The organism is Labrys sp. KB_33_2 (genome assembly GCF_052114505.1).
Taxonomy (GTDB): Bacteria; Pseudomonadota; Alphaproteobacteria; order Rhizobiales; family Labraceae; genus Labrys.
The window spans coordinates 23,681-37,949 of the sequence record NZ_JBFREW010000003.1; the positions used below are offsets into that span (position 1 = coordinate 23,681).

The 14,269-nt window shown below is 64.2% G+C and carries 13 protein-coding genes; 5 read left to right on the forward strand and 8 right to left on the reverse strand.

Annotation, left to right across the window (positions count from 1 at the left end):
* Positions 1-171: 171 nt before the first annotated feature.
* Together AB4037_RS05695 and AB4037_RS05700 are read left to right on the forward strand one after the other, a co-directional pair.
* Positions 172-402 carry a helix-turn-helix domain-containing protein gene (locus AB4037_RS05695; RefSeq protein ID WP_434958789.1) on the forward strand — a complete coding sequence of 77 codons (231 nt, stop codon included), beginning with the start codon at positions 172-174 and terminating at the stop codon, positions 400-402.
* A 396-nt stretch (positions 403-798) separates the two neighbouring features.
* Entirely contained in the window at positions 799-1,530 is a 732-nt protein-coding gene (locus AB4037_RS05700) for a glycerophosphoryl diester phosphodiesterase (protein WP_434958788.1), read from the forward strand.
* A 4-nt stretch (positions 1,531-1,534) separates the two neighbouring features.
* Here AB4037_RS05700 and AB4037_RS05705 read toward each other — a convergent pair whose 3' ends face one another.
* From AB4037_RS05705 to AB4037_RS05725, 5 genes are all read right to left on the reverse strand, one after another.
* Complete coding sequence (locus AB4037_RS05705) at positions 1,535-2,278, reverse strand: MBL fold metallo-hydrolase (RefSeq protein WP_441770844.1); 744 nt, start codon at positions 2,276-2,278, stop codon at positions 1,535-1,537.
* Positions 2,279-2,308: 30 nt separating this feature from the next.
* Positions 2,309-3,385, reverse strand: coding sequence for an ABC transporter ATP-binding protein (locus AB4037_RS05710; protein ID WP_441770845.1), 1,077 nt, complete (start codon positions 3,383-3,385; stop codon positions 2,309-2,311).
* A 13-nt stretch (positions 3,386-3,398) separates the two neighbouring features.
* Complete coding sequence (locus AB4037_RS05715; RefSeq protein ID WP_441770846.1) at positions 3,399-4,190, reverse strand: ABC transporter permease; 792 nt, start codon at positions 4,188-4,190, stop codon at positions 3,399-3,401.
* Positions 4,191-4,192: 2 nt separating this feature from the next.
* Positions 4,193-5,056: an ABC transporter permease gene (locus AB4037_RS05720; RefSeq protein ID WP_434958784.1), complete on the reverse strand. Its 864-nt coding sequence runs from the start codon at positions 5,054-5,056 to the stop codon at positions 4,193-4,195.
* 92 nt (positions 5,057-5,148) lie between these two features.
* Positions 5,149-6,231, reverse strand: a complete 1,083-nt coding sequence (locus tag AB4037_RS05725; protein WP_434958783.1) for a polyamine ABC transporter substrate-binding protein — start codon at positions 6,229-6,231, stop codon at positions 5,149-5,151.
* Positions 6,232-6,352: 121 nt separating this feature from the next.
* Here AB4037_RS05725 and AB4037_RS05730 point away from each other — a divergent pair, with 121 nt between their 5' ends.
* Positions 6,353-6,976, forward strand: a complete 624-nt coding sequence (locus AB4037_RS05730) for a TetR/AcrR family transcriptional regulator (RefSeq protein WP_434958782.1) — start codon at positions 6,353-6,355, stop codon at positions 6,974-6,976.
* Between the two features lie 60 nt (positions 6,977-7,036).
* On the opposite strand, the gene AB4037_RS05735 is transcribed toward AB4037_RS05730, so the two are convergent.
* On the reverse strand, positions 7,037-8,326 hold the full coding sequence (locus AB4037_RS05735; RefSeq protein WP_441770847.1) for a CynX/NimT family MFS transporter: 1,290 nt from the start codon (positions 8,324-8,326) through the stop codon (positions 7,037-7,039).
* 236 nt (positions 8,327-8,562) lie between these two features.
* Here AB4037_RS05735 and AB4037_RS05740 point away from each other — a divergent pair, with 236 nt between their 5' ends.
* Positions 8,563-10,230, forward strand: coding sequence for an amidohydrolase (locus tag AB4037_RS05740; RefSeq protein WP_441770848.1), 1,668 nt, complete (start codon positions 8,563-8,565; stop codon positions 10,228-10,230).
* A 98-nt stretch (positions 10,231-10,328) separates the two neighbouring features.
* On the forward strand, positions 10,329-11,681 hold the full coding sequence (locus AB4037_RS05745; RefSeq protein WP_434958779.1) for a hypothetical protein: 1,353 nt from the start codon (positions 10,329-10,331) through the stop codon (positions 11,679-11,681).
* A gap of 84 nt (positions 11,682-11,765) precedes the next feature.
* On the opposite strand, the gene AB4037_RS05750 is transcribed toward AB4037_RS05745, so the two are convergent.
* The gene (locus AB4037_RS05750) at positions 11,766-12,101 is read right to left on the reverse strand and encodes a hypothetical protein (RefSeq protein ID WP_434958778.1); all 336 of its coding nucleotides are present in this window, start codon (positions 12,099-12,101) and stop codon (positions 11,766-11,768) included.
* Positions 12,102-12,272: 171 nt separating this feature from the next.
* On the reverse strand, positions 12,273-14,216 hold the full coding sequence (locus AB4037_RS05755; RefSeq protein ID WP_441770849.1) for a solute carrier family 23 protein: 1,944 nt from the start codon (positions 14,214-14,216) through the stop codon (positions 12,273-12,275).
* Positions 14,217-14,269 lie beyond the last annotated feature (53 nt).

The following is a 14,269-nucleotide window of genomic DNA, read 5'->3' on the forward strand; positions in this document are numbered from 1 at the left end:
AAACAGTAGCTTAAGTAGTCCCTCGTGCAGTGTTGTGCTCGCAATGCACAAGCCGCGCAGACGGATACTTGGCAAATCGTTAATTGGAAGGCATGTTGTGCCGCCTTCACCATCCAGGACGGGAGACACACAACAAATCCATTTCCCCGGTTCTCAACAAGGAGGATTTATATGTCCCATACCGGAAGCGATCATACCCTTGCCCAGACCTGCACTTCCTCGGTGCCCGTCGGTACGGACCTCTTCAGGCAGGTCCGCGAAGCCAAGGGATACAGCAGGGAAGATCTCGCGGTCACCTGCGGTCTCACGGTCGATGAGATAGAAGACCTCGAACTGGGCAACGATGTCAGCCCCGCGCATCTGCGCCGCGTCGCGGCCGCCCTCGGCTTGCCGAGCGAATAACCGGCTGAGCCTTCCCTTCTGAACTGCCTCAAGGGCCTGACGCCCTGGTGCAAAGCGTGGGCTTTGCGAGGTGGTTCACTCAAGCGGACCTGGTCCAAACCGAAAGCCGGCACCGCCACAGTTCGTTCAATCGTCTCATGACCTAAGATTTGAGGTTGGCGTTCCCGGGGGGTGAACCCAGCCGATCCGAGGTCGGTCCAGGAACCGGTCCTCACGAAAAATCTGAAAAAATCAAAATTGCGTCTCCGCATCCCTATCCGGGTGCGGGGACGGTGCGTCTGGATCGGCCTGCCGTCGTGCGAAGAAGTGGGGGCAGCTGGGTTCGTGATCTTGCCATTGGCGGCGCTTCGGGCCATGGAGCGTGTGATCCTCTTGATCCGCTTCTGGAGACCGACGATGCCCCTCACCCTTCCCCGTGTCATTGGGCATCGCGGCGCTGCCGCGCACGCGCCGGAGAACACGCTCGAATCGATCCGCTGCGCAGCAGCCTTTGGCGTTGCGATGGTCGAGATCGACGTGCAGCTCAGCAAGGACGGGGTGCCCGTCGTCATTCATGACGATACGCTGGAGCGAACCACCACGGGGCGGGGACCGGTCATCGACCTTACCTGGCAGGAGCTCCAGGCTCTCGATGCGGGTGTGCGCTTCGGCCGTCCATTCGCCGGCGAGCGCATTCCAGACCTGCCTTCGGTGCTTGCACTGTGCAAGGAGCTGAAGCTTGGCCTCAATGTCGAGATCAAGCCCTCGCCTGGCACCGATGTTCGCACCGCAGAGGTCGCCCTGAAGACGATCCGCGCCTTTGGCCCGACCGGGGCGCCGCTGATTCTCTCCTCCTTCTCGGTCGAAAGCCTGGAAGCGGCGAGAGACCTCGCCCCCGATCTGCCGCGTGGCTATCTGATCTGGGATCGCCCGGCCGATTGGGCCGACATTGCCGACAGGGTGGCAGCGGCCTCTATCAATTTCGACCAGGAGCGCGAGACGCCCGAGAGCATCGCCGCCTACAAGGCGACTGGACGTCCGCTGCTGTCCTATACCGTCAACACCGCCGAGCGGGCGCTGGAGCTGTTCTCCCTCGGCGTTGCCGGCGTCTTCACCGACTTCCCGGGCCGCATCCTGCGGGTGGCCTGAAGCGTCACGCCGGCGGCACACTCCTGCCCTTGCCTTCGAGCCAGGTGCGGATCAACTGACGGTAGCGCTCGCCGCTGAAGCTGGGAAAATGCCCGCCATGCACAATGCGGACGGGCAGGCGCAGCAGCCGCTCCATCGAGGCGACGTAGTCCTGTGCGTTGGCGTGGTAGGTGTCCTCGATCAGCGGCCCGTCATAGAGGATGTCGCCGGAAAACAGCGTCGCTGTGCGTTTTTCCCACAGCGCGATGCCGCCCGGTGAATGGCCGGGCGTGTGGATCACCTCGAAGACGCGGTCACCGAGGTCGATGATATCGCCATCTTCCAGGAGGCGTGTGGCCGGTGCCCGCTTTACGGCATAGCAGGTCGAGCAATAGGGCTCCGGCGGCAGGGCGTCGAAAATCTCGTCGGTAACATAGGGATCGGCCAGGGTATTCTGCCGCGTCGGGTTGGCGAGAAGATCCGCTTCGGCACTATGGACGGCGCGGCATTCGAACTCGTGATGGCAGCCGATATGGTCGAAATGGGTGTGGCTCGCCACCGCGATCAGGTCCTGCTCGGTGACCATGGGCACCCATTCGCGCAGGGACACCACGCCCATGCCGCTATCAACCAGCATGTCGCGGTCGCGCCCGCGGACATGCCAGATGTTGCAGCGATAGAATTCCTGGATATGGGGCTCGCCGATGGCGGTGATGTCGTCGGCAAGACGCCTTACCTCGTACCATTTATCGGGGCTTATCCGCTGCATCGGGCGTTTTCCTGTTGTCGTCCGGACGCGTCAGGACAAGATCACCACATCATCGGGCTTGACCGCAAGCGCCAGAGACTGCCCCTCCCTGAGGCTGGCCGATTGCGGCAGATGCGCGACCAGGGCCGGCCCGGCGGCGGGTTGGAGATGGCAGCGGTAATGCGTGCCGAAGAAAGCCCCGCCCGTGACTATGGCCTCGCCCAGTGAAACCATCGGCCCTTCCTCGCCCGCCGTCGGGCGGAAATGCTCGGGCCGGATGCAGAGCGTCACCGCCTCGTTCCTGCGAGGCTCGCCCGTGGTGAAGCCGGCGCAGGGCAGCACGACACTGCCCAGGGCGGTATCGATGCGGGTCTGATCGCCCGAGAGATCGGCGACCTCACCGGCAATGAAATTGGCCTCGCCCATGAAGCCGGCGGAGAACAGCGAGCGCGGCCGCATATAGACCTGGGACGGCGGCCCGAAATCCTCGATATGGCCTGCATTCATCACCACGATGCGATCGGCGATGGCCATCGCCTCCTCCTGGTCGTGGGTGACATGCACGAAGGTGGTGCCGACCCGCTTCTGGATCGCCTTCAGCTCGTCCTGCATCTGGCGACGCAGCTTGAGGTCGAGCGCGCCGAGCGGCTCGTCGAGCAGCAGCACGTCGGGATCGACAGCCAAAGCGCGGGCAAGGGCGACGCGCTGGCGCTGGCCTCCCGACAATTCATGCGGCTTCTTGGCGGCCGCCTTGTCGAGGCCGACCAGTGCGAGGTAGCTCAGCGCCTTCTCGTCGCGCTCGGTCCGCCCCATGCCGCGCATGCGCAGGCCGAAGCCGACATTGTCGATCAGGCGCATATGCGGGAAGAGGGCATAGTCCTGGAACATGGTGGTGGTGGGCCGCCGCGCCGGCGGCACGTTCGTCATGTCCTTGCCGCCGATCAGCACCTGCCCGGCGCTCGGCGTCAGGAAGCCGCCCAGGATCGAGAGCAGGGTGGTCTTGCCGCAGCCGGAAGGGCCGAGCAGCACGATGAACTCGCCGGCCGCGATCTCGAGCGAGACATCGTCCAGGGCGGTGAAGGCCCCGAAGGTCTTGCTGGCATTGCGGACGGAAACCGAGGCGGTCATGATTTCGGTTCTCTCATGATTTCTTGGCCCTTCCGAAGACGGTGAGTTCGACGATGACCAGCACCAGGATGGAGATGAGGAAGACCAGCGAGCCGATGGCGTTGGTCTTGGGGTTGAGGCCCGAGCGCAGGAGATTCCAGATCTCGACGGGCAGGGTGACGTCGAAGCGGGACAGCAGGAAGGCGATGATGAATTCGTCCCAGCTGAAGGTGACGGACAGGAAGAAGGCGGCGAGGATCGAGGGCGTGAGCATCGGGGCGGTGACCAGCGCCATCACCTTGAGGTCGCTGGCGCCGAGATCGCGGGCGGCTCGCTCGATGTTGATGTGGTGGTCGCCCATCGAGGAATAGATGATGGCAAAGCACAGCGGCAGGTTGATCACCACATGGCCGATGCTCACCGTCCACAGCGAGAGCGGCAGGTGCAGGGCGTTCAGCACCGTCAGCAGGCCGAGGGCGATGATGAGGTAGCTCACCGTCATCGGCGCGATCAAAAGGCCGCGTTGCAGCGCCGAGCCGGGCAGCTTGTAGCGCGCCAGGGCATAAGCGGCGAGGAAGCCGAGCAGGCAGGCGACGACAGAAGAGCCGATGCCCACCATGAGGGAATTGAGCATGGCCGCCATCAGCTTGCCGTCGGCGAACACCGCCCGGTACCATTGCAGCGAGGCCCCGTTGAACGGCGGCACCGGCAGGCGGCCGTCCTGGAAGGAGAACAGCACCAGCACCGCCACCGGCAGGAAGATGAAGCCGAAGATCGCCACGGCATAAAGACCGCTGAGGGCGTTGAACAAGGTCTTGCGCGTCATGCTCAGGCCCTCTCGATCTTCAGCCAGCGCGCGCAGGCGACATAGGCCAGCGTCACCACTACCATCAGGATGATCGACAGGGTGGCGGCCATGGGCAGGTCGGCCCGGCGCCCGAGCTGGAGCATGATGATCTGCGGCAGAACCAGCTCGTTGTTGCCGCCGAGGATCTGCGGGGTGACGTAGTCGCCGATGCAGAGCACGAAGGTGAGGAACGCTCCCGTCATGATGCCCGGCAGGGTCAGGGGGAGCACCACATGCCAGAAGGTCTGCAGGCCGTTGGCGCCGAGATCGGCCGCGGCCCGCCGGTAGTTCGGCGAGAGCTGGATCAGATTGGCATAGATGGTCAGCGTCAGCAGCATCACGAAGAAATGCACGAAACCGATCACGGTGGCGGTGCGTGTCGAGGCGAGGTCGAGTGGCTCGCCGATCACCCCGAGCGCGAGCAGTGCCTGGTTGATCACGCCGGCCTTGGAGAGCACCAGCAGCCAGGCATAGGAACGCACCACATAGGAGGTCCAGAACGGCAGCACCGCCAGGATGAGGGCGAGGCGCTGATAGCGCTTGGGCACGCGTTCGGCGATGATCCAGGCGAGGGGATAGGCGAGCAGCACCGAAAGCACCGTCACCATCGCCGTGATTTCCAGCGAATTGACGAGGCCCTTGAGAAGGGACTCCTTCTGGATGAAAGCCAGGTAGTTGTTCAGATTCCAGCTCTGGACGATCTGCCCGCCCTGCAGCGACCACAGGCTCATCGCCGCCATGAAGCCGAAGGGCACGATGAAGAAGGCCAGCGTCCAGCCAAGCGCCGGCAGGACGAAGCCCCAGGCCCTGCGATGCTCGGCTGCTTCGAGACTGGATGCGGTCATGAGGGCTCCTTGGAGCGCGGACTTCCAGTCCGCTCTTCCCATCCTGCAAGCGAGGCGTTTTCAAGAGCGGACTGGAAGTCCGCGCTCCAACCTCACTGCTGCATCATGTCGGTCCAGGCGTCCTGCATCTTCTTGTCGAGATCGGCATTGGGCGCGGGATAGAGCTGAGCCTTGGCGAGATAGCCGGCCTGGTCGTTCCAGCGCAGGGCCGTCTTCTGGGCATCGGTCAGGTTGTCGCCGGCGCGTCTGTTGGCGGGCATCGCCCAATAGCAGGAGGAGGTGGCGAGGCGCGCCTGGCCTTCCGGGCTGAGGATGTATTGCACGAATTTCAGGGCCAGCTCCTTGTGGGCGGCATCCTTCATCACCCCGATCGACTGCGCCCAGCGCACAGCGCCCTGATCCGGCACGGTCCAGTCGAGATTGGGCTTTTCGGCCGAGAGCGCTGCGGTGATCCATTCGCCGCCACCGACCAGGATGTCGACTTCGCCCGTGGCCAGGGCGGTCTGCGAGGCGGTGACCTCGCTGACCTGCTTGGAGACCTTCTTCATCGCGGCAAGTTTTTCCTGGATGGCCGGCAGGTCGGCGTCCGAGAGCTCGGCCGTCTTCTTGCCGAGGCCGACCTGAACCAGGCCCATCACCGGCATGTAATAGTCATAGATGGCGATGCGGCCCTTGTATTTGTCGGACCACATCACCGACAGGTCCTTCATGTCCTTCGGGTCGACCTTGGTCTTGTCGTAGGAAATCGTGTTGTAGCCGAACTTTTCGGTGGCGGCGTAGATCTTACCGTCCTTGCTGTTCTGGGCCTCCATGCGCACTTCCGGGAACGTGTCGGCCAACGGCAGGGCATCGGCGGGCATTTCGGCCAGCAGATTCTGGTCGACGGCGCGCTTGACGTCGATGGCGTCGATCACCAGCACGTCCCAATCGCCCGGCCGGGACTGGGCGATGATGGAGAGGCCCGCGCCGGTGCCTTCATAGGTCTTGAGGTTGACCTTGACGTTGTTGGCCTTCTCGAAGGGCTCGATCAGGGCCGGGTCGGTATGGTCGCACCAGACCAGGGCATTGAGCTCGTCGGCGGCACGGGCGGTTGCCATGCTCGAAAGGCCGGCCGTGCTGGCGAGGATGGTGGCGAGGAGGAGACGGCGCGCAGGGGCGCGGCTTGCGAATGTCATGTCAAACCTCTGGCTGGCGGCACGCATTGACGGTGCTCTAATAAAGAAATTGAGTGAGTTCATTTTTTAAGTCAATATCAATTTTAGAACACATTCAGAGGATGCGGCCAAGGGAGGTGATATGGCGGGGCTACGCGCAAAGCAGAAGGCGGACAGGAACCGGCGCATCCTCGAGGCGGCCACGTGGCTCTTTCGGGACGTGGGCTATGATAGCGCCAGGATCGAGGACATCGCCGAACGCGCGGAAGTATCGGTCGGCACTCTCTACAACTACTACCAGAACAAGGGCGACATCCTGCTCGCGGCCGTCACCATGGAGGTAGAGGAGGTGCTGGATGCGGGCCGCCGCATCGTGGCCAATCCGCCTGCGACCGTCGCGGCGGCCCTGCAGGCACTGATCGAGCAATATTACGACCATTCCCTGGTCTATCTGTCCAAGGAGATGTGGCGGGTTGCCATGGCGCTGTCGATCCAGCAGCCCGACAGCCCGTTCAGCCGGCGCTACACCGAGCTCGACCGGCGGCTCTGTGGGCAGGTCTCGAGCCTGGTCCAGACCTTGCAGAGGCGCGGCGCCGTCCGTGCGGATGTAGACGCGGCCGCAGCCGGCGAGATGTTCTTCAACAATCTCAACCTGATGTTCATCGAATTCGCCAAGGACGAGGCCATGCCCCTGGAAGCGCTGAAGGCCCAGGTGGAACGCCAGAACCGGCCACTGTCAGGCTTGATCGCGGACACAGGGACTTGAGGCGGACCAGAACCGGCCGCGACGAGCCTTCTCCACTGCGTGAAGAAGGTTCGTTACGCCTCACTCAGCCTTCACCTGCACCATCTTGTCCTGCCCCGCTTCCAGGGCACTCCAGGCGGCGATGAGGGCGAAGGCGATGAACAGCAGCGTCGGTGCCGCAAAGCTGCCGGTGATGCCGCGCAGCAGCCCCGCAAGCAGCGGGCCGAAACCGGCAATGATATAGCCGAAGCCCTGCGCCATGCCGGACAGGCGGGCGGCGACATGCGCATCGGGCGAGCGCAGGATGATCAGCGTCATCGCCACCGCGATCAGGCCACCCTGGCCGATGCCGCAGAAGATGGCGCCGATCCAGGTGAGCGACAGGGGCAGCCAGTAGCAGCCGGCAAATCCGACCGCGCCGCAGGCGAGCAGGACAAGGCAGACGAGGCGCTGGTCGCGCCCGCGCATGGCCAGAGGCGGCGTCGCCAGGCAGGCCAGCATCTGCACGACAACGGAGCCCGACACCAGAAGCCCCGCACTGGTGCCTTCCATGCCGCGATCGCGCAGCATCGGTGCCATCCAGCCGAAGACGATATAGGCCATGGCCGATTGCAGGCCCATGAACAGCGTGACTTTCCAGGCGAGCCTGTCACGGAACAGCCCCTTGACGGCCGGCTTGGCGGCAGCGTGGTCATGGCCCGCCTTGAAAGCCTGCGGTGCCCAGATCATGGCGGCGGCGAGTGCCGGCACCCCCCACAAAGCCAGCGCGGCGGGCCAACTGCCGGACAGTGCCTTTTCGAGCGGCACGGTAAAGGCCGCGGCAGCGGCCGCGCTGCCGCACAGCGCCATGGTGTAGAGCCCCGTCATCAGGGCGATCTGCTTGGGGAAGTCGCGCTTGACCAGCCCGGGCAGCAGCACATTGATCATGGCGATGCCGGCGCCGGCCAGGAAGGACCCGACGAAGAGGAATGGGGCCTGGCCGAGGCCGCGCAAACCCGTGCCGAGCGCGATGGTCAGCATGGAGGCGAGGATGACGCGTTCTGCCGAAAAACGCCGGGCAAGGCTCGGGGCGGGGAAAGAAAAGATGCCGAGGCAGACCACCGGCAGCGTGGTCAACACGCTCGACCACAAGGAATTGAGACCGGTGTCACGCACGATTTCCGGCAAGACGGTCGACAGGCTCGAGAACACCGCCCTGAGATTGGCGGCGATCAGCACCAGGCTGACGCCGAGCAGGACGCGCGCCGTCAGGCTCGCTCCACCGGGTTCCGGCCCTTCCTCGACATCGATCAGCGGCTCTCCCGGTGGGGGATGCAGTGCCTCAGGATCGGCGGAAGGCCGCAACGGCTTCTCAAAGGATCTGTCGGTCAAACAATGTTCGTTTCGAAATGGAGGAAAACAACGGGCAGCCGGTGCGGGAAAGCGGCGCGAATAGTCCTAGCAATAGAGACATCGGCCATGGCGCTCAACCATCCTGCGTCCCGATGCATGCAGGGGAGGCATGCGCCAAAACGCGGCAGGCCCGCGGTGCCTCAATAGCTTGCCCGGCCTGCCGTAATAGGCTCTGTTGCGCGCCTTATTGCAACGGCAGGATTTCCGGGGGGCACATGCCGCAGGCCGATCTCATCATCCACAATGCCCGCATTCTCACCATGGATGAGGAGCGCCCGCGCGCCCAGGCCCTGGCGGTCGCCGGCAACCGACTGCTCGCCGTGGGCAGCGACAGCGAGATCCTGGCTCTGGCGGGGGAAGGCACAAGGCGCATCGATGCCAGGGGTGGCACCGTGCTGCCCGGCCTCAACGAAGCCCATATGCACATCTTCGGCGGCTCGGTGTCTCTCACCCAGCTTTCCCTGTTCGGCGTGAAGGGGTTCGAGGCCCTCAGGCTGGCCGTCACCGCCTATGCGGCCGCCAATCCCGATCTTCGCCTGCTCGTCGGCCTGTCGGCCGACTACACCATCCTGTCCGAGACCGAGAAGGTCAGCCGCCACCATCTCGACGCCATCCTGCCGGATCGGCCCTTCATGATGCTGGCGCCCGATCGCCATACCGCCTGGGCCAATACGGCCGCGCTGAAGGCGGCCGGCATCCTCGAGGGGCGCGACGTCGGGGTGGGCAACGAGATCGTCATGGGCGAGGATGGACTGGCCACCGGCGAGCTCAAGGAAACCAATGCGATCGATCCGGTGGCGGAGATGGGCGTTACCGCCGGGCGCGACCATCTCGGTATCGGCACGGGCGGGGATCCCGATCATGTCACGCCCGAGGAGCGGGCTTCCGATCTGGCGCTGATCCGCCGGGGCCTCGCCTATTGCGCCGAACTCGGCCTCACCAGCGTGCAGGCCATGGATGGCAATCTCTACCAGCTCGAAATCCTGGAGCAGATCGAGCGCGAGCATGGCTTGCCGGTGCGCGTGCGCATGCCCTTCCACATGAAGAACTTCATGGATCTGAGCATGATCGAGGCGAAGGCGGCAGACTGGCGCCGGCACTTCGACAACGACAGGCTGCGCTGCGATTTCGTCAAGGTCTTCGTCGATGGCGTCACCGAATCCGGCACCGCCGTGATGGTGGACGATTATGCCGACGAACCGGGCTGGAAGGGCGATCCACTGTTCACGCGCGAGCATTTTGCGCGCGTCGCGGTCGAGGCCGACAGGCTCGGCCTGCAGGTCGCCGTGCACGCCATCGGAGACGGTGCCGTGCGCATCGTGCTCGACGGTTATGAGGCCGCGCGCAAGGCCAACGGGCCACGCGACAGCCGGCATCGCATCGAGCATGTCGAGGTCGTCCATCCCGACGACGTCAAGCGCTTCGCCGAGCTCGGCACGGTGGCGTCCATGCAGCCCACGCATCCGCCCGGCTCGGCGGGCCTGCCCCTGGAACCCTATCTCACCCGCATCGGCGAGGCGCGCTGGCCGCTCGCCTTCGCCTGGCGGACCCTGAAGGATGCCGGCGCGCGTATCGTCTTTGCAACAGACTGGCCGGTCTCGCCATTGTCGCCGCTGAGCTGCATCCAAGATGCGATGACCCGTCAGTCCTGGAAGGACGGCATGCCCGACCAACGCCTGAGCCTGACGGAAACGCTTGCCGCCTATACCAGCGAGGGAGCCTGGGTCGAGTTCATGGAAGACCGCAAGGGCCGGCTCAAGCCCGGCTACCTTGCCGATATCGTGATCCTCTCCGGCGATATCGAGGCCACGCCTGCGGCCGAACTGGCGGCGCTGCGTCCGGTCGCGACGATCTGCGACGGCAGGATCACCCACCAGGCCTGAAACCCGGTCCGTTCACGAAGGCGTCACGACTTCGGTCGTTTGCTGTTCCCCGGGCAAGGCTTGGCTCCACTGCCAAGCCTTGATTGTGGGGACATGCGATGCCGGGTCGCAAGAGTGCCGTCATTCTCACGCATGGCATGGGCGAGCAGATGCCCATGGCGACCCTACGGGGCTTCGCCGAAGCCGTCTGGGTTCACAATCCTGACATTGACGGGCGCCGGCGGGACGATCCGCCGAAGGGTGGAAACCCGGTCTGGTGGAAACCGGACACACGCAATGCCTCCTACGAACTTTATCGCATCACCACCCGGTCAGGCGGTCATCACGAGGGAAGCGACGCGCCGCGAGTCGATTTCTTCGAATTCTACTGGGCCGATCTCACCACGAGCACCACCACGGCCCAGTTGCGCGATTGGTTCATGTCGCTGCTCCTGCGTCGGCCGGGCCGGGTTCCCAGCGATGTCCGTGGCATCTGGCTGGCTCTCTGGATCGCCACGATCGGGGTGATCGGCCTCCTTTCTCTGCAGGGCCTGGCACAAATCCTCGATTGGAAGCTGGATAGCTGGGTGAAGGGGCTGCTCTGGGTCTTCACGGCCCTGAGCGCCATCTTCATCGGCTTCGCCGTCGCCTATTTCGGCGATGTAGCGCATTACATTCGGGCCAAGCCTGCCAATATCCAGGCGCGCCGCGAGATTCGGAAACGCGGCCTCGAACTCTTGCAGACACTCTCGAGGAGCGGCGAGTATGACCGCATCATCCTGGTCGGCCACAGCCTGGGCAGCGTCATCGCCTATGACCTGGTCCGGCTCCTGTGGGCGGAAGAATATGCGGCACGGACATTCGCGCCGGCGGGTAGGGTGGCGGATGCCTTGGCGGCGGTGAGAAAGGCGGGCGAGGACCTCAATGCAAAACCCTCCGACGCCGGTCTCCTCGATGCCTATCAAATCGCGCAAAAGGGGCTGTTCGCAGGCCTCCGGGAGGCGCATTCAGACCCGAGGAAACGCTGGCTGATTTCCGACCTCGTCACCCTCGGCTGCCCGCTCACCCATGCTGAATTTCTGATTGCGCGCGATCTCGAGGCCCTGAAGCAGGATGTCGAGGCACGCCGGCTGCCGAGTGCCCCGCCGGCCACGGAAGCCTCGGGCGATTATGCCTATCCTGTGCCCGATCCGACGGCGGCAGCGATGCGGCTGCACCACGCGGCCCCCTTCTCGCTGGTGCGTTGGACCAATATCTACGACCCGGGCAAGCTGGCCCTGTTCGGCGATATCATCTCGGGGCCGGTTCGCGGCAATTTCGGCACAGGCGTCAGGGATGTCGCTGTCAGAATAAGCGGGCGGGTGCCCCTGATCGGGCGGATCTTCACCCATACCCGCTATTGGGATGAGGATAAGGGAGCCGCCCAGAGCCTGGTGGCGCTGCGCCAGGCTCTGAAACTCGACGAACGATAGCACGAGCCCAGAATCGGGCGAACCCAGCAAGCAAACCTGCCGTTCCCGGCACGTTCGAGGGCTGTAGGCTCTCGGTGCCAACTCTCAGGATTTCTTGGGCTTCTTCTCCGGCAGGGGCAGGCTCGCCGCCTTGGAGTCGGAGGCATTGGCCTTCCCGGAACTTTCCTCCGACGCTTCTTCGGCTTCCTCAGCGCCACTACCGGCGAGCCTATGCTTGATGGCCAAAGCATAGATCGTGTTCAGGACGTTCCGATCAGTCAATTCCGGATCGCTGAGGGCGAGGAAACCTGCCCGGGCGATACGTTTGCTGTTCGCCTTGGAGACTCGCCCTACAATATACGCATGGAGCTCTTCGTCGGTCAGACCCGACGTCGCTCCTTCAATCAGATATTCATAAATTTTCTTCTTGGTGTCGCCCACGTGTCGGTCCTTCGATTGTGAATCGGGCAGACCATGCGTCATCGGGGTGTCACAAACAACCCTGCCCGGGCGGCACCGGCGCGAGGCAAGGATTACAAACGCCGAAAGCCCCCGGCAGGCGATGCGGGGGGCTTTCTTCGCGATCCGTCTGGCGTCAAGCGCCCGGGCGCTTCACACGAACCGCTCCTGCAATTGCACCAGATGGGAGGTGGCGATCGGATTGGCATTGGCGACGAGCTTGTCGAAGCGATGGTTGGCGATCTTGGCGATTTCGATCAGGCCCGTGGAACGCTCGACCGTCGGCGAGTTGGCCATGCGCGACCAACCGGTCGCCAGCACCCGCTCATAGCGCTCGACTTCATGCGCGCAGATGATCAGCGGGAAGCCGAAATGCTTGCGATAGGCCACGGCCAGCCTGTTCACCTCGGCCAGATCTTCATTGTCGATGCCTGCATCGGCGTGATCCAGCAGATAGGTACTGCCTGCGTCGCCTTCGCTGCCGAGATCGGCGAAGGAGTTCAGCAATTGCAGCTGTTCCGCGGCCGAGCCGGTGAGCAAGGCGTCATGGAAGGCCGAGCGCAGTGCGATGGTGTCGGCGAAGGGCCGCAAGGCATAGGCCCGTTCCAGCACCCAGGGCGTATTCTCGACCAGGCCGCCGAAGGTCCTGGCGAATTCGGCGCTGCTCATCTTGTTGACGTCGGCGAGGGTGACCAGTGTATGGCCGGGGCGGCCGGCCACGGCGGGGCTGTGCACCTTGCCGACATGGTTGAAGATGATGTTGAGCGCAATGGCCGAAATGGCGCCCAGCGTGATGCCCGAGCCGAAGATGATCTGGGCCCATTGCGGAAAGGCGTTGGCCACGAAGGGTTGCGACGTCACCAGCATGCCCAGGCCCACGCTGGTCGAGACGATCACGATGTTGTTGTGATTGTTGAAATCGACCTTGCTGAGCGTCTGGATACCGACCACGGCCACCGCCGCGAACATGGCGAGCGCGGCGCCGCCGAGCACGGGATGCGGGATGCCGGCCACGATGGCAGCCGCCTTGGGCAGCGAGCCCAGGATGATCATGATCACGCCGGCGGCAACGATCACCCAGCGGCTCTTGACCTGGGTAAGCCGGACCAGGCCGACATTCTCGGCAAAGCAGGTATAGGGAAAGGAGTTGAGCACGCCGCCGATGAAGGTGGCGACGCCGTCGGCCCGGATGGCGCGGCCGATGTCCTCGGGAGCGATGCGCTTCTTGACGATCTCGCCGGTGGCGAAGACGTCGCCGGTGGTCTCGACCATGGTGATGATCATCACCACCATCATCGACAGGATGGCGGTGATCGAGAAGGTCGGCCAGCCGAAATAGAAGGGTGAGGTATAGCCGACCCAGCCGGCATTGGCGACTTCGCTGAAATGGGCATCGCCCAGGGCCCAGGCTACCAGCGTGCCGGCGACCAGGCCGATCAGCACCGCGACGGTCTGCATGAAGCCGGTGAACACGCGCTGGATGCCGACGATCAGAGCCAGCGTGCCGAAGGCGTAGGCGAGGTTCTTGAGCAAGACCGGGTCCTGCATCGCGTTTGGCCCCTTGCCCACCACGATGTCGTTGGCGGCCACGGGCAGCAGCGCCACGCCGATGATCAGGATCACCGACCCCGTCACCACCGGCGGGAAGAAGCGGGTCAGCCTGGCGAAATAGGAGGCCACGGCGAAGGTGAACAGGCCGGCCACCAGCACGGAGCCATAGATGGAAAGCAGGCCTTCGGTGCCGCCGCCGACGGCGAGGCCGATGGCGATCATCGGGCTCACCGCGGTGAAGGTCACGCCCTGGAGCAGCGGCAGCCGGACGCCGATATTGCCGATGCCGACCGCCTGGATGATCGAGGCGATGCCGCAGGTGAAGAGGTCGGCATTGATCAGGTGGATCAACTGCTCGGGGCTGAGCTTGAGCGCGCTCGCCACGATGATCGGCACCAGCACCGCACCCGCATAGAAGGCGAGTACGTGCTGGAAGCCATAGGTCGCCAGCTTGGCGAAAGGCAGGACCTCATCGACGGGGTGCACCCGCGCCGTTCGCTCCGAGGCGGTGCCGGACGCCTCGCTGATCTGGGTTAGCGTTGTCATCGGGTGTCTTCCCTCCTGAGTTTGGCGGCCATCGCACCGGACTCAGCAGGGTG